This is a genomic window from Acinetobacter sp. ANC 3929, assembly GCF_000369405.1.
In the GTDB taxonomy this organism is placed as follows: domain Bacteria; phylum Pseudomonadota; class Gammaproteobacteria; order Pseudomonadales; family Moraxellaceae; genus Acinetobacter.
Map to the genome: position 1 here is coordinate 321,366 of NZ_KB850000.1, position 17,433 is coordinate 338,798.

Below are 17,433 nucleotides of genomic sequence, written 5' to 3' on the forward strand. Positions count from 1 at the left end.
TGATATATAAGACTTTTATTGTTTCACATAAAATGAAACCAGCTTGAAAACAATGAGAACAGTATGAGTTCAGAAGCACATTCAATCAGTTTAATTGCGCCAGTGGTTTTGTTGGCTGCTGCTGTTATTGCCGTCCCTATTTTTAAACGTATTGGGTTGGGTTCAGTCTTAGGTTATCTCATCGCAGGATTGATTATTGGTCCATTTGGTTTTGCCTTTTTCCACGATTCGGCCTCGATTCTGCATATCGCAGAACTGGGGATCGTGATGTATTTATTCGTGATTGGTCTGGAAATGCAGCCTTCACATTTATGGAGTTTAAGGCGTGAAATCTTTGGCTTAGGAACTTTGCAAATTATTGCCTGCGCCTTGGCCTTGACCGGTGTCGGGATTTTATTTGGTTTTACTTGGCAGGTTGCATTCATTGGCGCGGCTGGCTTTGTCTTGACCTCAACCGCTATTGTGATGCAGCTTTTGGGTGATCGAGGAGATATTGCTCAACCACAAGGCCAAAAGATTGTCGCAATTTTATTATTTGAAGATTTATTGATTGTCCCCTTACTGGCCATCGTTGCTTTTATGGCACCCAATCACGTGGTTGAGACCACCTCAACCCGTTTAGAAAGTATCGGCATTGGCTTAATTGCGATTGCAGGTTTAATTGCTGCAGGGTACTGGTTGTTAAATCCACTGTTTAGATTGCTGGCCGCTGCAAAAGCACGAGAAGTGATGACTGCGGCAGCATTGCTCGTCGTTTTAGGTGCAGCCTTGCTGATGCAAGTCAGTGGCCTTTCGATGGCGATGGGGGCTTTCTTGGCAGGGGTGCTGTTGTCTGAGTCAACCTTTAGACATCAAATTGAAGCAGATATCGAACCCTTTCGTGGCTTGTTATTGGGGCTTTTCTTCCTCGGTGTTGGAATGTCACTGGACTTATCTGTCGTTGCACAGAATTGGCAGCTGATCGTCAGTGGTGTTCTAGCCATGATGTTTGCTAAAGCGTTGATGATTTACATCGTGGCACGTGTCACCAAGAGCCCACATACTGAAGCTTTAGATCGAGCATTATTGATGGCACAGGGCGGTGAGTTTGCCTTTGTCCTGTTTGCGGCTGCAGTTAGTGCCCAAGTGATTGATAATTCGGTGAAGTCGAATCTCACGGCGATTGTGGTCTTGTCGATGGTCTTGACCCCAATTTTAGGCATTATCTTTAAGCGTTTCACTGAAACCAAAGATGAGATAAATTTGGATAATGTAAATATTGCTGAAGGCTTAAGTGGCAGTGTTCTGATGATTGGCTTTGGTCGTTTTGGACAGGTCACCAGTCAATTGCTTTTGGCAAGAGGTGTCGATGTTACGATTATCGATAATGACATCGACATGATTCAAAATGCCGAGAAATTTGGCTTCAAAATTTATTATGGCGATGGTTGTCGTTTAGATATTTTACATGCTTCAGGCGCATCTTCCGCTCAAGCTATCGTAGTTTGTGTGGACAGTAAAGACACTACCAATCGAATTGTCGAGTTGGTTACGCATGAGTTTCCGTTGGCCAAACTGCTGGTTCGTTCTTATGACCGTGAACATTCACTCTATTTAGTCAAACAAAAAGTGGATTATATGATCCGTGAAACCTTTGAATCGGCGATTAAGTTCGGTGGTGTGATTTTACAAGAGCTGGGTGTTGATGAAGATGAAGTGCAACGCATTAGTGACGAAATTCGTGATCGCGATGATGAGCGTTTTGAAACAGAGATCGCTGCCGATGATGTTTATGCAGGTGTAGGCTTGCAATATACACATTCACATCCACGTCCAACAGCACCATTGATCCGTCCTAAAAAAGCAGGACGTATTTTAAATGATGAAGAAGCACAGAAGAATTTGGAGGAAAAGTAGCATTTAAACCATGATCCTCCCATGATTTCGAATAAGCCTTAGTTCATCTAAGGCTTATTTTTTGCTTTAAATCTAAATAAGATCAGCACAAAGATACCTAACAATAAACCCCAAAATGCTGAACCAATTCCCCAAAACTGAATACCAGAAGCACTGCATAAAAAGGTAAGCAGTGCGGCTTCACGTTCTTCAACATTTGAGAAAGCAACTGCAATGTTATGGCTAATTGTCGCGAATAAGGCAATTCCAGCCAAAGCAACGATGAAGATTTGCGGGAATGACATCAGCAGGCTAACTAAAGTTGCTGCAAAAAGCCCCATGAGAATATAAAACAATCCACAGCTGATGCCTGCAATATAACGTTTGCTTGGGTCTGGATGCACTTGATCATCCAAGCTAACTGCGGCACTAATTGCTGCCAAGTTGTTTGAAAAGCAGCCGAAAGGAGCAAATACTGCGTGTGCAATACCTGTCCAACCGACCAATTGATTGACATGTGGGTGGTAGCCATAGCTTTTGATCATGGCAATACCTGGAAGGTTCTGTGACGTCATATTGATGACGAACAGGGGTAATGCCAGACCAAGTAAAGCAGACCATGAGAATGAGGGTTGCATCCAGATCGGTTGAGTCAGTGACCATGTGATTGCTTGTAGTTTAAAGTCAATAAACAATGGGCAAATTGCAGCACCTAAAATCACGGTCAGCACAATGCTATAACGTGGAAATAAGCGTTTCGAAACCAGATAAATCACCAGCATGCTCAGTACAAAACCAAGATGGCTTTCTAAGCTACTGAAAATTTGGATACCAAACTTTAACAGGATTCCTGCCAGCATGGCACAGGTTAAACTCTGAGGAATATGTGCTAAAAATTTTTGGAAGATACCTGAGAAACCAACAATCGCAATCGCAATACCGCAGATGAGGAAGGCGCCTATCGCCTCATAGAGATCATAATGTCCAGTAGAGGCAATGATTAAAGCAATCCCTGGCGTTGACCAGGCGGTGGCTACAGGATATTTGTACTTCCAAGAAAGAAGTAGGCCTGATAATCCAATGGCAAGACCCAAGGCCCAAAACCACGAGCTGATTTGAGCGGTGTTGGCACCTAAAGACTGAGCACCTTGGATCACCAAGATTGCAGAAACACTAATACCAATCAGGAAGGTGATAAAACCAGCGAAAACAGCAGGGATTGAAAAATCTTGGATAAGACGTTGCATCTATGCATCTATACTTGTTTAAAATTTGTTGAAAAGTATATCGTTAATGTGCACTAAATCGTAGTTCTAAGATGATTGAATAAATTGATCATTTGATCAAAGTTCTGATTAGGAAATGGTAGAGGTTGCCAATCTTAAACCAAAACCAAAAAACAGGATGCCAACCAAACAAATGCCAGTTGCTGCCAGCTTATAATTATGCTTAAAAAAGCCTGCCAATTTAATCCCTGAAAAAATCAAGGCAGTTAAATAGCTGAAACTGATGATTTGCAGAATGATTGCCAGAATTAAAAAACTTAATGCGGGATAGGCATAACTTGGCTCAACAAACTGAACGAAGAAAGAGAGGAAAAACAAGATTGCTTTAGGATTTAGTAAGCTAATACTGAGTGCGGTACGGTAGGGATGAATCTGGTCGAGTTTAGGTAAATCAGCAAGTTCAGCATTATGCGGTGGATTTTTCCAAGTCTGATAAGCACCCTGTAATAGCTTAAAACCTAAGTAAGCGAGATAACATGCACCCGTTAATTTGAGAATAATAAACAGAATGGGAAATGCTTTGAGTAAAGATGCTGCACCCAATACGGTACAGAGAATTAAAATAAAGTCGCCTGTAAATACCCCACAAGCGGCAGCATAACCTGTACGGATACCATAGCGAGAGGCCACTGACATCACATATAAAGAGTTCGGGCCGGGAAGTAACACAATTAAGATTGTACCAATAATATAAGTGGTTAAATCTGTTATGCCGAACACGATGAACTCATTAAAAAAACCGATTTTCGCTAATATAACAAAAACCGGTTTTTATAGGTGAAAAATCGACTAATTATGGTTTGATTTCAGCATCAATACCAAAAGATTGACGCAGTAATAAACTGAGCTGATCACGGGCTTTGATAAACCCATCAATCCCACCTTGCAGTAATTGAAATGCCATCAAGTCTTGTTCAAGTTCGGCTTTAAAACTGTCTTTGCTTTGAGCAGGGCGTTCAATTTTTTCTGCTTGTTGAGCAAATTCAGCACTGAGTTGGGGCTCAATAACCTGTTGGTCTTGTTGTAACTGAGCCAATAGATTTGGTGCGATCGTGAGTAAGTCACACCCTGCAAGACCAAGGACTTGTGCAGTGCTACGGAAACTAGCTCCCATCACTTGAGTTGGAATACCATGCTGTTTGTAATAGTTATAAATCTTCTTCACAGAAAGCACACCCGGATCTTTGGAGATTGGGTATTGCTCTACACCTTCAGCTTTTTTATACCAATCCAAAATACGCCCAACAAAAGGAGAGATCAGGGTCACTTTTGCATCTGCACAGGCTTGCGCTTGATGTAAGCCAAACAATAAAGTGAGGTTACAAGGAATTCCTTCAGCCTCTAGGACCTTGGCTGCTTGGATCCCTTCCCAAGTAGATGCAATTTTAATCAGGATGCGCGATTGTTCAACGCCATAACCTTGGTAAAGTTTTGATAATTCACGGGCTTTGGCAATCGTCGCGTCAGTATCATAAGAAAGTGAAGCATCAACCTCTGTTGAAACACGACCCTCAATCAGTTTTAAAATTTCGACGCCGAATTTTACAGTTAAAATATCAATGGTACGTTCGATTAATTCATCACTTTGATAGCCTTCCTGCTTTGCTTGCGTATATGCATCTTCAATCAGTTCTTTGCTTTCTGGTTGTTCAGCGGCAGCAGTAATCAGTGATGGATTAGTTGTTGCATCTAAGGGGCGAAACTTTTCGATCGCCTCTAGATCACTACTATCGGCAACAACGGTGGTCAAATTTTTTAATTGGTCTAATGCGGTCTGAGTCATTGATATCGCGTTCTTAATAAACAATATTATTGGTAATTTCTTTTATAACACAATCTAGCCGAAAGCAAAGCATCGCTTTTGTTGGCAGCGCTCTTCCTTAAGGTTATCTTTGTATTACTTGGTGTGCTGACGTTGTGTACGAATATGATCAATCAAGAACCTTGCTGCGGCACCTAATTCACTTTCTCTGCTCCACACCAGATCAACATAATATTCAAATTTTGGTGTGAAATCATAAAGCTCCAAGATTTTTAACTTTTTCTTAAGCTCTGGGTTCTCATTAAACATTTCTAAAGGAAGCACTCCCCAGCCTAAGTTACGTACAATCATCATACTCGCAGAATGGTGATTGTCTGTTCGCCAATAGTCTTTTGAATAAAGCAGTTCTGGTTTTATGGTGTTATCACGGCTAGCGACAACGATTTGCCGTGTCTGCACCATTTGCTCAAATGACACTTGATCAAGTTCTGCTAAAGGATGGTTTTTAGCAATCACGGGAACCAAGGCTTCTCGCTTTAACTCAACAAATTGTTCTCGACTGTCCAATTGCTCTCGTTCAAACATTAGAGCAAGTTGCGCCGATTGATCAAGCAGCATCTGTAGGGCATCTTCTTGCGGTGCAGAGAAGATGTTGATTGCTAAACTTGGAAAGTGTTGCCCAAGCAGGGTGATGTAATCAGTCCAGTTGGTATGCAATAGCTCAGAAACCACCACAATATTCAGAGTGGATTCTAGTCCAGTACTTAAGGCATGGGCATGTTGCTTCCATTGATTCATTTCAATCAACAATTGCTGGGTTTTCTCATACAGCACCATTGCCTCTGCTGTCGGAACGGGTTCACGTCCAACACGTTCAAATAAGTTGAGATTGAGGTCAATTTCTAAATTGGCAATGGACATACTGACCGCAGAAGGTACTTTGCCTAATTTGCGTGCTGCAGCTGAAAAAGAGCCTGTTTCAATCACGGTTTGAAACATGAGTAATTGTTCTTGATTAATATTCATCTGTCAAAAAAACTGAAAGAACCTGATTGGATTGATCAATATTATAAAAATAAAATAGCGACTATCCAAACAACAGAGTGTTATAGAAATGTTGATTTCCAAAAGAAGACTCGTTCATGCAATTAGCTATGAAGTGATTTTATTGGTCATCATCGCAATTGCGTTAAGTTTTATTTTTAGTATGCCACTTGAAGTAACAGGTATTCTCGGTACGATCATGGCTGTGATTTCCGTATTCTGGAATATGATCTTTAACCATTACTTTGAGAAAATTGAGCATAAATATCAATGGGAAAGAACGATCCCAGTACGTATTCTACATGCAATTGGATTTGAAGGCGGCCTGATGCTTGCGACAATCCCTATTATTGCGTATTTAATGAACATGAGCTTTATTGAAGCTTTGATTCTAGATTTTGGTTTGACGATGTGTATTTTGATTTATACATTTATCTTCCAATGGTGTTATGACATTGTGGAAGGGCGTTTCTTTCCAAATGCAAAACTTGCATCTTAATCATGAGACCATCTAAAGCATTCTTCGGAATTTTCTGGAGAATGCTTTTTTATTTTCATCAAATTAGGGTGGTTTGATTACAGTATTAATAAAGTCAGAAGCACAAAGTTTATTTAATATCGGAAGAGAAAATTTTAGAAAAATAGTAAAAAGATAAAGATTTCATCATGCTAGATTGTAGGAGAATAAAAAATGCCGAGTGTGCTTATCGAAGTCAGGCAACAATATACAATAGACGTAGAACTTGGAATTATGGAGGCAGTCCATTCGGCACTTAGAAGTGCGTTTAAAATTATGCCCAGTGATCGAAATGTACGTTTAGTCGTGCATGAGCCGCATCGTTTTCAGTGTCCACCAGAAAAGACTCAACCCGAATGCTATACCTTAATTAGTATTGATGCTTTTCTTGGGCGATCTTTAGATGCAAAACGACAGCTTTATAAACAGATCGTCAGCAACCTTGAACCAATTGGTATTCCTAAAGACCACGTCAAAATAATGTTAAGAGAATTACCTTCAGAGAACTTTGGTATTCGTGGTGGACAGGCAGCCTGTGATGTCAATGTTGGTTTTAAAATTGATGTATAAAACAAGGTCGCTGAAAAGAAAGCTCTATCTGGGCTTTCTTTTCTTGAAATAGAGAAATAGCCTAAGTAAATTAAAATGCATTTAATTCAACAGCGAATTTCTTCTTTAACTAAAAAACATCATGCTAAAATAGGGCACTTATCTTTTTAGATTGCATGATTTTCTCTATGTTTCAACAAGAAATCTCTCAATTAAACCTACAACAATTTAAAGCGGGTGAAAAACGCTGGATCGGTTCCTTACTTGGATCATCTGCGGCACTATTATTCAAAGAAATTGCGACCCAAAGCACCAATCTATACGTCATTGTTGCAAGAAATAATCAGCATTTAGCACAGCTTGAAAGCGAACTTGAATTTTACGGAATCAAACCCGTTATTTTCCCTGATTGGGAAATCTTGCCTTATGACCGTTTATCTCCACATCAAGATATCGTCTCAGAGCGTTTGGCAATCTTATCGAATATGCCACAAAAGGGTATTTTACTTGTTTCTGCCAGTACCCTAGGGCAACGTGTTGCACCCTATTCATGGGTAGTAGGTGAGCACTTTGATATTAAAGTTGGTCAAAAACTTGATTTAGAAGTACAGAAAAAGCAATTGGTACAAGCCGGTTATCGCTTAGTCGACACAGTTTATGATCATGGCGAATTTGCTGTACGTGGTAGCATCATGGATATTTATGCATCGGGGCAAGATCAACCGATTCGTATTGATTTGTTTGATGATGAAATTGAAAGTTTAAAGTTCTTTGATCCAGAGACGCAAAGGACCACAGAATCATTAAAAAACTTTACCGTATTACCTGCAAAAGAGTTTCCACTGAAAGAAGGACGTTCGACCTTTAGAGATCGTTATGCAGAAAGCTTCCCAACTGCAAATCCTAAGAAAAATCCGATTTATCAAGATGTGCTAGACGGGATCCCGACGCCAGGTTTGGAATTCTATTTACCTTTATTCTTTGAAAAGAAGGTGATGGAAGCACAAAGTATGCTTACCACATACTTACCTAATAATTGCGTTGTCATTACAAATAATGAGATTGAAAATGATTTAATCAATTTCTGGAAAGAAGTTGTACGACGTTATGAAGATCGTCGTCATAATATTGATCAACCAATTCTGCCGCCAGAAGAATTATTTTTAATGCCAAATCATGTATTACAGGCATTGAATCAATTTCCTCGAATTTTAACTTCTGCAGAAGTCTATGACGATAAAGCGGGTGTCTTAAATATTAAGGCTGAACAGCCACCAAAACTGGCGGTTGATCCTAAAAAAGAACAGCCTTTCGCAGCGGTGAAACATTATATCGACCAAGTGAAGCATCCTGTTTTGTTGGTTGCTGAAAGTGCGGGGCGTCGTGAAACGCTGAAAGATGCGCTACGTTCGATTTTGGGTGACATCCAGAATGTAGAGAGCTTTGCTCAATTTCAAAAAGAGCAGCTACAAATTGCGATCACCAGTGCACCTTTGGATCGTGGTTTATTACTCACGAATCAACTTTCGGTTATTTCAGAAAACCAGCTATATGAACACCGGGTTGTACAACGCCGTCGGAAACGCCAGCAAGAAGTTTCTGAAGAGTTCTTGGTTCGTAGCTTAACTGAACTCAGTATTGGCGCACCTGTGGTACATATCGATCATGGTGTTGGGCGTTACGCAGGTTTAATTACTCTAGAAATTGATCAACAGGATCATGAATTCTTGCAGCTCGATTATGCTGACGGCGCTAAAGTTTATGTACCTGTAACCAATCTGCATTTGATCAGTCGCTATAGTGGTGGTGATCCAGATCTTGCGCCATTACATAAATTGGGTACAGATACGTGGAGCAAGGCAAAACGCAAAGCTTTAGAACAAATCCATGACGTTGCTGCAGAGTTATTGCATATCCAAGCACGTCGGCAATCTAAACCTGGTTTTGCCTTTGAATTAGATCATACCGGTTATATGCAATTCGCCAGTGGCTTCGCTTATGAGGAAACACTGGATCAAGCCAATGCGATTGATGCAACGCTGCATGATATGCAACTTGCCAAACCGATGGATCGCTTGGTTTGCGGTGATGTTGGCTTTGGTAAAACCGAAGTGGCAATGCGTGCCGCATATGTGGCAGTGCAAAATAATAAACAAGTTGCAGTATTGGTTCCAACCACGCTTTTGGCACAGCAGCACTATGAGTCGTTCAAAGATCGTTTTGCCGACACCGCGGTTCGTATCGAAGTGTTATCGCGCTTTGGTAGTAATAAAACTCATCTCAAAATTATTGAAGATCTTGCTGATGGTAAAGTCGACATTGTGGTGGGCACGCATAAAATTCTGCAAGAGAATATTCAGTTTAAAAATCTTGGTTTGATGATTGTCGACGAGGAACACCGTTTTGGGGTGCGCGATAAAGAACGGATCAAGGCGTTGCGTGCCGATGTTGATATGTTGACTTTAACTGCGACGCCAATTCCACGGACCTTAAATATGGCATTCTCTGGCATGCGTGATTTATCAATCATCGCAACACCGCCAGCACGCCGTTTAGCCGTTAAAACCTTTGTACAAGAACATACCGATGATTCAGTCAAGGAAGCCATTCTGCGTGAGTTGTTACGTGGTGGTCAGGTGTATTTATTGCATAATGAGGTGGATACCATTGAACGTGCCGCTGAAACAATTCGTAATTTAGTCCCTGAAGCACGGGTGGCTGTGGCACATGGACAAATGCGTGAACGCGAGCTTGAGCAGATAATGCAGCAGTTCTATCACAAAGAATATAACGTGTTGGTGTGCTCAACCATCATCGAAACAGGGATTGATGTCCCAAATGCCAATACCATTATTATTGAACGTGCTGACAAGTTGGGACTTGCTCAGTTGCATCAATTACGTGGTCGTGTCGGACGTTCGCATCACCAAGCGTATGCCTATTTACTGGTTCCATCTCTTAAACATCTCAAAGGTGATGCTGAAAAACGTCTTGATGCCATTCAACGTGCTTCGACCTTGGGTGCTGGTTTTATGCTGGCGACCGAAGATTTGGAGATTCGTGGTGCAGGTGAGTTGCTGGGTGAACAGCAAAGTGGTTCGATGCAAGCGATTGGTTATAGCCTATATATGGAAATGCTTGAGAAAGCAACGAAAGCCATTCAGAAAGGCAAGACACCAAACTTCGATGCGCCTTTATCATTGACTGCCGAAATTAATTTACATATGCCAGCCTTGATTCCAGATGATTATCTCGGTGATGTGCATCAACGCTTGTTGTTCTATAAACGTATCAGTGGTACCGATAGCCAAGAGAAACTGGATAATATCCGTATGGAGTTGATCGACCGTTTTGGTATTCCTCCACAGCCTGTGAAGCAATTGTTTAGTGTCCACCAGCTTCGTTTGCGAGCAGAACAACTTGGCATCACCAAAATTGATATTAACAGTAATGGTGGCTATATCGAATTTGCGCCAGATACACCCGTACAAGCGTTGAGTATTATCCAACTGATGCAGAAGAACCCAACCTATTATCGGATGGAAGGTGGGCAACGTCTCAAAGTCATGGTGCAATTGGCTGAATATGACAAGCGGATACAGTTCATTGTTGATCTGTTGAACAAGCTTTTGAGTGAGCTTGATCGATAAGCTGAACATTATAAATTGATGGTTAATTGAGCAGGTTCTGTTTTTTGCATGACATCTGGATGTTTTTGATCAGATGTTCATGCAATAAATGAGGAAAATCATTGTTATTTGTAATCAAACGGGTTACTAATAATATTCACATCAAAACTGATGTGATAGTATTGATCATCATTATTTTGCATCATTATAAAGATATGTTTAGTTTGCATCCACAACTTGCTCAAGATACATTTTTTGTAGGCGATTTCCCGCTTTCAACATGTCGTTTAATGAATGATATGCAATTTCCATGGCTAATCCTTGTGCCACGTGTGCCAGGTGTAACAGAATTATATGAATTAAGCCAAGCAGACCAAGAACAGTTTTTACGTGAATCAAGCTGGTTATCAAGCCAACTGTCACGTGTATTCCGTGCAGACAAGATGAATGTCGCAGCTTTAGGAAACGTTGTTCCACAGCTTCATTTTCATCATGTGGTCCGTTATCAAAACGATGTTGCATGGCCTAAGCCAGTGTGGGGAACACCAGCTGTGCCTTATAGCAATGAAGTACTAGCACACATGCGTCAAACGTTAATGCTTGCATTGCGTGGACAGGGTGATATGCCATTTGATTGGCGTATGGACTGATCCGGAAAATAGGATAAATACAGTATTCTATAATAAAAAAGGAGGATAGAGTGCCACTAGATAGGTTGATTGATAAAGAACCTAGACAGTTTGCTTATTTTCATCGTTTGATGGGATATTCGATTCTGTCACTAATTCTGGTAATTTATACATTTACCTCAACGAGTGCTAGCTATCAACTCTACCTTCTTCCTTTATTACTTATTTATTTTCTGCTTTGTCCTCGTTTAGAAAAATGGCTGCAATATAAATTTGATAAAAAAATAGAAAAAAATGTTCTTTTTGGCAATGAAGCAGTCATTATTGCGTTGGTCCTCGCGGCATTGCATCTCAGTTTAGTTCCCACTTTTACTATTCTATTTGGATTGCTCTATGTGGGGCTGAACAACAAAATTTCTTTGCCAGTTTCCTGTTTAATTGGATTGATTGGCGTCATTGTTTTCTATTTCAGTACCTTTGTGATTTTTGGTGCTGAAGAATACTTTGAACCGACCAATCCTGAATTAACAGTCGTAAGCCTGCTTGGTTTGATGATGTTTATCGTGATTGGTAACTATTACCAGCACCGTCGCTTGAATATTCTAGGCCAACAACGCCAGCATTATCATAATCAAATGACGCGTTATATTGCTTTTGCAAATCAACTGAGCCGTTATGCGCCACTGCAATTATGGCAGTCAATCATGCGTGGTGAGGCTGAAGCAAAAATTGAATATAAACGTAAAAAATTAACGATTTTCTTTTCCGATATTCAAGGCTTTACCGAGCTTTCTGAAACCTTAATCCCAGATGATTTAGCTTTCCTGTTAAATGATTATTTGAGTCATATGACTGAAATTGCAAAGCAGTATGAAGCGACAGTCGACAAGTTTATGGGCGATGCGATTCTTATTTTCTTTGGTGATCCAAATTCGCAAGGCGTTGAGCAGGATGCAAAATCTTGTGTAGAAATGGCGATTGCGATGCGTCAACAAATGAAATTGTTACGTGAACGCTGGAAGAAAATGGGGTATCCAGCCTTACATATCCGTATGGGTATCAGTACGGGTTATTGTCACGTCGGTAACTACGGCGCTTCTCATCGTATGGCCTATACCATTGTTGGCCGTGACGTAAATTTGGCCGCACGTTTGCAGTCTGCTGCGGAAGTTGATGAAATTCTAATTGCAGATGATACCCATCAGCTGATTAAAAATGAGTTTTTATGTGTACCGAAAGTGCCAATTTATTTAAAAGGCATTCAAGGTCCAGTTAAAACTTGGCAGGTGATGGAGAAATTCACAGGCAAGAAATCAGATACGCAAAAATGGTTCGATTTCGATTACAAAGGTTTCCATTTGGTCTTAAATCTGGAAGAAGTACAAAACTATGAATATCCAGAATTGGTCGAAATTCTGGAGAATATGGTGCAGCGTATCAAGACCCAGCAAAAAATTACCAATGCGCAAGGCATTCCTAAACTAACTTTAGATGACGAAGTTAGATAATTCCTGATATTAAGTTTCCGTTAATGTGAAGTGGAATCAAGCAGCGAGTGAATGGGCTTCACTTTGTTGTGTGTAGATTACTGATGCCTAAATTTAAGAAAGAGAAAAATAAAATGCAGCAAATCATCGATAGTTTGGATACGGCGATGCTGGATGACTTGGATATAAAGGATTTAGTCTTCGAGTTACCCATTCCATTGAGACCTTATTTACAGGTCGCTCCCTCTATGTGGATGTATGATGATCCGCTTTACGAGCAAATCAAAGCAATGCCAACGTTATATACAACGGGTAAAATTGTCTGGGCATCATTGGTACAGGCGAATAGTAATTTATTCGGACCTGAGTGGATTTCATGTGCTGGAGAGGTTGTATTTGATCCATCAGGGAAAACGCAACCAGTTCAACTTGTAGAAGCGGCAGAGCAGTTATTTTCCCTAAAAGGGACTACTCCAAATGTCTTAGATCAACAGCATTATGCAGCGCATTTGACCAATGAATTTACACGAGTATTTAATTATCCCTTTCCACAAAGTTTAGCGACTTTACCCTTAAAGATGTCATCTATGTGGTTTGAGTATCGACATTTACCAGGTGGGCTTCTTGCAATGAAGGTATTTCCAATCATTGTGTCAGAGCAAAACCCAAATTATATTATGCCGTTACCATCTTATTTTTGGCCAAATAACTTCTTTAAGGCTAAGTGGTTGGAACTGGCAGCACATGAAAATGGTGGTGGCCTATACGATGTAGAAAAAGATGCTCTTAATAAAATTGCGCATGAAGTGTATTTAGAAGAAATTCTACTTCAACCTAAATTATCTCAAATTTTTGAAGAACAAATGCCTCGAGAATCGATTGCTACAAGTACATCAAAAATTAAACTTGGTTGGTTTTTCTTGCCCTTTTTAACCGTGATTTTGCTGTGGTTATTTATTTTTTTTACTCAATAAAAAACTCCTCGTTAACGAGGAGTCTTCAATTTTAAATTTGGAAATTAATCGATTCAGATATCGTTAATGATTTTCCGAAGCATGGTTGATGGTGTATTTAGGAATCTCAATTTCTAAATCTTCATCAACAATCTCGACCTGACAAGACAGGCGTGAGTCAGGTTCTAAACCCCATGCACGATCAAGCAAGTCAGCTTCTACATCATTCATCTCTTCAAGACTATCAAAACCTTTACGCACAACCACATGGCAGGTCGTACATGCCGCTGACATGTCGCAAGCATGTTCGATTTTAATGCCTTGTTTTAATAAACTTTGGCATAGATTGGCGTTTTGTTCGACTTCAAATTCTGCACCTTCAGGGCAAATTTGTGCATGAGGAAGAACTTTAATACGTGGCATATTGATCACCTATACCTTTAGTTTGAGTTTGACCAATCTTCAAGTTTTGTACCTTTTAAGGCATGGTCAATATGTCTATTCATACGAAGCGCAGCAAAGGCATCGCTATGAATTTTAAGCTGTTGAACAGCATGCTCAATCGCTGCAAGCTCATCTGTTTTAAGACGGGCTTTTAACGCTTCAGCAGCAAGAATTAAATCGCGAGCCTGTTGCTGTGAAAGTAAATCGGTATCTGCTTTCAAAGCTTGCTCTAATGCTTCCAGCTCACGTTGTGCTTCAACTTTAGTCTCTTGCAAGTGACGAAGATGCTTATCTTCCTCAGCATATTGGAAACCTTCTACCAGTAAGCGCTCAGTATCCGCTGATGATAGCCCATATGAGGGCTTGATATCGATTTGCGCTTGAACACCAGACGTTGTTTCTTTGGCAGATACCGTCAGTAAACCATCCGCATCAACTTGGAAAGTCACTTCAATACGTGCTTGACCTGCAGTCATTGGTGGGATGCCATGTAATACAAAGCGGCCCAATGAACGGCAATGTTCTACCAAATCTCGCTCACCTTGAACTACATGAATCAACATGGCAGTTTGGCCATCTTGATAAGTGGTGAATTCTTGACGGCGAGCAACAGGAATCGCTGTATTTCGTGAAATTAAACGTTCAACCAAACCGCCCATGGTTTCAAGGCCAAGAGAGAGTGGGGTAACATCAAGTAGCAAAGAACCATCTTGGCTATTGCCAATGAGCTGGTTTGCAGTAATTGATGCGCCAATTGCAACCACTTCATCAGGGTTGATAGTGCAGAGTGGCTCACGTTTAAATAATTCACGAACTGCATTTTGTACTGCATAAGAGCGAGTTGAACCACCCACTAAGACCACATGTTCAATTTCATCGAGTTCAAGTTTAGCATCACGTAATACGCGTTTGCAGACACTCATGGTTTTATCGAGTGCCACTTGAATAATGGTTTCAAATGTTAAGCGGTCTAAAGTCAGACGGTCATCTAATAATTTTAACTCAGCAGAATCATGATCTGTTAAATATTCTTTGGCTTGACGCGCGGCCATAATGAAAACAGCATATTCTTCATCACTTAAGGTCTCGATATTGAGCTGTTTTTTCGCCCATTTTACGATTAAGCGATCAAGGTCATCACCACCAAGTGCGGTATGTCCGCCTGTTGCCAGAACTTCAAAGACACCTTGTGAGAAGCGTAAAATCGATACGTCGAAGGTACCACCACCGAGGTCGTAAATGACATAGTTGCGATCCGTGCTGAGATTGGTATCTTGATCCAATCCATAAGCTACGGCAGCAGCAGTAGGTTCGTTGAGTAAACGTAGAACATTTAAGCCCGCAAGCTGTGCAGCATCACGTGTGGCTTGACGTTGTGCTTCATCAAAATAGGCAGGCACAGTAATCACTGCACCATTCACAGGATTACTTAGACTTGCTTCAGCACGATCTTTTAACTGTTTTAAAATTTCAGCAGAAATTTCGACGGGTGTTTTACGTCCAGCTACTGTTTCAAATGCAGGCATTTCATTTTCTGCACCAACAAGGGTGTATGGATGCTGAAATTTGATATCTGCTTGTGAGCGACCCATAAAGCGTTTTACTGAAACAACTGTATTTTTAGGATCAGTCAGCATAAAAGGTTTAGCTTCATAGCCAAACGTCGTTGCATCCTTTGCATAGTGAACAATAGACGGCAGTAATACTCGGTCTTTGTCATCTTGTAGAACTTTCGGTTTTCCCGATAGCACTGTCGCCACTAAAGAGTGGGTTGTCCCTAAGTCAATGCCGATCGCAATACGGTGTTGATGCGGGGCAGTAGCTTGACCTGGTTCAGCAATTTGCAAAAGCGCCATGCGTGCGGTATCCCTTGAAAATAATCGGTAACAGCGAATTAAAAATCATCATCGAGGTCGAAGCTCTCTTCTTCGTCCAACATGCGATCTTCAGCTTTATCAATATCATTCATAACACGTTGGAAAAAACGTAATTTACGAACAGTATCACGTGCTTCTGCCCAGTCTTCGTCAGCAAAATCAATTTTAAATTCGCGAACTAGACTATCGATCCACTGTTGAATTTCAATTTTTAACGTATTAAGTTGCTCTGTAGATGTTGCTTCATCTAATTGTTCACGCATTTCGAGCGCAGATTGTAAAAATTCAAAATCACTAATAGATTGATCCAGATGATGATCTTGTTTTTTTAAGGCAAGCAAATACGCAGCACGACTATCAACTTGTGAAAGTACTTTATACGCTTGATTGATTTCGCTGGACTTGATCAATGCTTGATCTTTGTCACTGGCTTTATCGGGGTGATATTGCTGTTGCAAACTTAAAAACTGTTTTTTTAAAGCTGCTAAATCTATATCGAGTGCTTCGGGTAATTGGAACAACTCAAAATGATTCATGGGAGATGAATTCCGCTATTGATAAATACGTTAAAACAGTGCGGAACACACTGTTTTGACGAAAAGAAAGAGGGGTGCTGCAAGTTAAACAGTAAATGATTCACCGCAACCACATTCACCTTTTTGATTTGGGTTGTTAAATTCAAAGCCTTCATTGAGACCATTTTTGACATAGTCCATCTCTAAACCATTGAGATAAACTAAGCTTTTAGGGTCAACAAATACTTTAACACCAAGTTGTTCAAATACTTGGTCATGCGTGTCGACATCGTCGACAAACTCAAGTACATAAGCCAACCCAGAACAACCCGAAGTTTTCACGCCAATACGAATGCCTTCACCCTTACCGCGATTTTGCAGGTAATTGCTGATGTGACTCGCAGCATTTTCAGTTAAATGGATCATGAAAACTCCAATGTTATTTCGTTCATCAATTAAGCTTTCGCTTTTTTGCCACGATAGTCTTCAATCGCAGCTTTAATTGCATCTTCAGCCAATACAGAGCAGTGTACTTTTACTGGTGGAAGTGCAAGCTCAGTCGCAATATCAATATTTTTGATTGATTGAGCTTCATCAAGCGTTTTACCTTTTAACCATTCGGTTACAAGAGAGCTTGATGCAATTGCAGAGCCACAGCCATAAGTTTTGAAGCGAGCTTCTTCAATTACGCCATTGTCATCGACTTGAATTTGTAAACGCATCACGTCGCCACATGCTGGTGCACCGACCATACCTGTACCTACGTTTTCTGCATTTTTGTCTAAAACACCAACATTACGAGGGTTTTCGTAATGATCAATTACTTTTTCGCTATAAGCCATGTCGCTTCTCCAAACCTCGGGGTC

General features: G+C 40.6%; 16 protein-coding genes. 7 read left to right on the plus strand and 9 right to left on the minus strand.

What is annotated here, in order from left to right:
* Positions 1-63: 63 nt before the first annotated feature.
* Entirely contained in the window at positions 64-1,896 is a 1,833-nt protein-coding gene (locus F909_RS06940; RefSeq protein ID WP_005152098.1) for a monovalent cation:proton antiporter-2 (CPA2) family protein, read from the plus strand.
* Between the two features lie 47 nt (positions 1,897-1,943).
* On the opposite strand, the gene F909_RS06935 is transcribed toward F909_RS06940, so the two are convergent.
* From F909_RS06935 to F909_RS06920, 4 genes are all read right to left on the minus strand, one after another.
* On the minus strand, positions 1,944-3,122 hold the full coding sequence (locus F909_RS06935) for a benzoate/H(+) symporter BenE family transporter (protein ID WP_005152101.1): 1,179 nt from the start codon (positions 3,120-3,122) through the stop codon (positions 1,944-1,946).
* 108 nt (positions 3,123-3,230) lie between these two features.
* Positions 3,231-3,881 (minus strand): leucine efflux protein LeuE, encoded by a 651-nt coding sequence (gene leuE / locus F909_RS06930; RefSeq protein WP_005152105.1) that lies wholly within the window; start codon positions 3,879-3,881, stop codon positions 3,231-3,233.
* A 73-nt stretch (positions 3,882-3,954) separates the two neighbouring features.
* Positions 3,955-4,944, minus strand: coding sequence for a transaldolase (gene tal / locus F909_RS06925; RefSeq protein ID WP_005152113.1), 990 nt, complete (start codon positions 4,942-4,944; stop codon positions 3,955-3,957).
* A 114-nt stretch (positions 4,945-5,058) separates the two neighbouring features.
* Complete coding sequence (locus F909_RS06920; RefSeq protein ID WP_005152115.1) at positions 5,059-5,949, minus strand: HTH-type transcriptional regulator AceR; 891 nt, start codon at positions 5,947-5,949, stop codon at positions 5,059-5,061.
* An 88-nt stretch (positions 5,950-6,037) separates the two neighbouring features.
* Here F909_RS06920 and aceI point away from each other — a divergent pair, with 88 nt between their 5' ends.
* The 6 genes from aceI (at position 6,038) to F909_RS06890 (ending at position 13,752) form a co-directional block, all read left to right on the plus strand.
* Positions 6,038-6,466 carry a chlorhexidine efflux PACE transporter AceI gene (gene aceI, locus F909_RS06915; RefSeq protein WP_005152117.1) on the plus strand — a complete coding sequence of 143 codons (429 nt, stop codon included), beginning with the start codon at positions 6,038-6,040 and terminating at the stop codon, positions 6,464-6,466.
* 192 nt (positions 6,467-6,658) lie between these two features.
* Positions 6,659-7,054 carry a tautomerase family protein gene (locus F909_RS06910; RefSeq protein ID WP_005152119.1) on the plus strand — a complete coding sequence of 132 codons (396 nt, stop codon included), beginning with the start codon at positions 6,659-6,661 and terminating at the stop codon, positions 7,052-7,054.
* A 167-nt stretch (positions 7,055-7,221) separates the two neighbouring features.
* Positions 7,222-10,683: a transcription-repair coupling factor gene (gene mfd / locus F909_RS06905; RefSeq protein ID WP_032878039.1), complete on the plus strand. Its 3,462-nt coding sequence runs from the start codon at positions 7,222-7,224 to the stop codon at positions 10,681-10,683.
* 194 nt (positions 10,684-10,877) lie between these two features.
* Positions 10,878-11,312, plus strand: a complete 435-nt coding sequence (locus F909_RS06900) for an HIT domain-containing protein (protein ID WP_032857985.1) — start codon at positions 10,878-10,880, stop codon at positions 11,310-11,312.
* 50 nt (positions 11,313-11,362) lie between these two features.
* On the plus strand, positions 11,363-12,799 hold the full coding sequence (locus F909_RS06895; protein WP_005152124.1) for an adenylate/guanylate cyclase domain-containing protein: 1,437 nt from the start codon (positions 11,363-11,365) through the stop codon (positions 12,797-12,799).
* 113 nt (positions 12,800-12,912) lie between these two features.
* Positions 12,913-13,752 (plus strand): hypothetical protein, encoded by an 840-nt coding sequence (locus F909_RS06890; protein WP_005152125.1) that lies wholly within the window; start codon positions 12,913-12,915, stop codon positions 13,750-13,752.
* A gap of 63 nt (positions 13,753-13,815) precedes the next feature.
* Here F909_RS06890 and fdx read toward each other — a convergent pair whose 3' ends face one another.
* The 5 genes from fdx to iscU form a co-directional block, all read right to left on the minus strand.
* A complete protein-coding gene (gene fdx, locus F909_RS06885; protein WP_005152126.1) occupies positions 13,816-14,154 on the minus strand; it encodes an ISC system 2Fe-2S type ferredoxin in 339 nt (112 codons plus the stop codon).
* Between the two features lie 17 nt (positions 14,155-14,171).
* A complete protein-coding gene (gene hscA, locus F909_RS06880) occupies positions 14,172-16,031 on the minus strand; it encodes a Fe-S protein assembly chaperone HscA (RefSeq protein ID WP_005152127.1) in 1,860 nt (619 codons plus the stop codon).
* A 38-nt stretch (positions 16,032-16,069) separates the two neighbouring features.
* Positions 16,070-16,588 carry a Fe-S protein assembly co-chaperone HscB gene (gene hscB / locus F909_RS06875; RefSeq protein ID WP_005152131.1) on the minus strand — a complete coding sequence of 173 codons (519 nt, stop codon included), beginning with the start codon at positions 16,586-16,588 and terminating at the stop codon, positions 16,070-16,072.
* Between the two features lie 84 nt (positions 16,589-16,672).
* A complete protein-coding gene (iscA, locus tag F909_RS06870; RefSeq protein ID WP_004807977.1) occupies positions 16,673-16,993 on the minus strand; it encodes an iron-sulfur cluster assembly protein IscA in 321 nt (106 codons plus the stop codon).
* Between the two features lie 29 nt (positions 16,994-17,022).
* On the minus strand, positions 17,023-17,409 hold the full coding sequence (gene iscU, locus F909_RS06865; RefSeq protein ID WP_004652980.1) for a Fe-S cluster assembly scaffold IscU: 387 nt from the start codon (positions 17,407-17,409) through the stop codon (positions 17,023-17,025).
* Positions 17,410-17,433 lie beyond the last annotated feature (24 nt).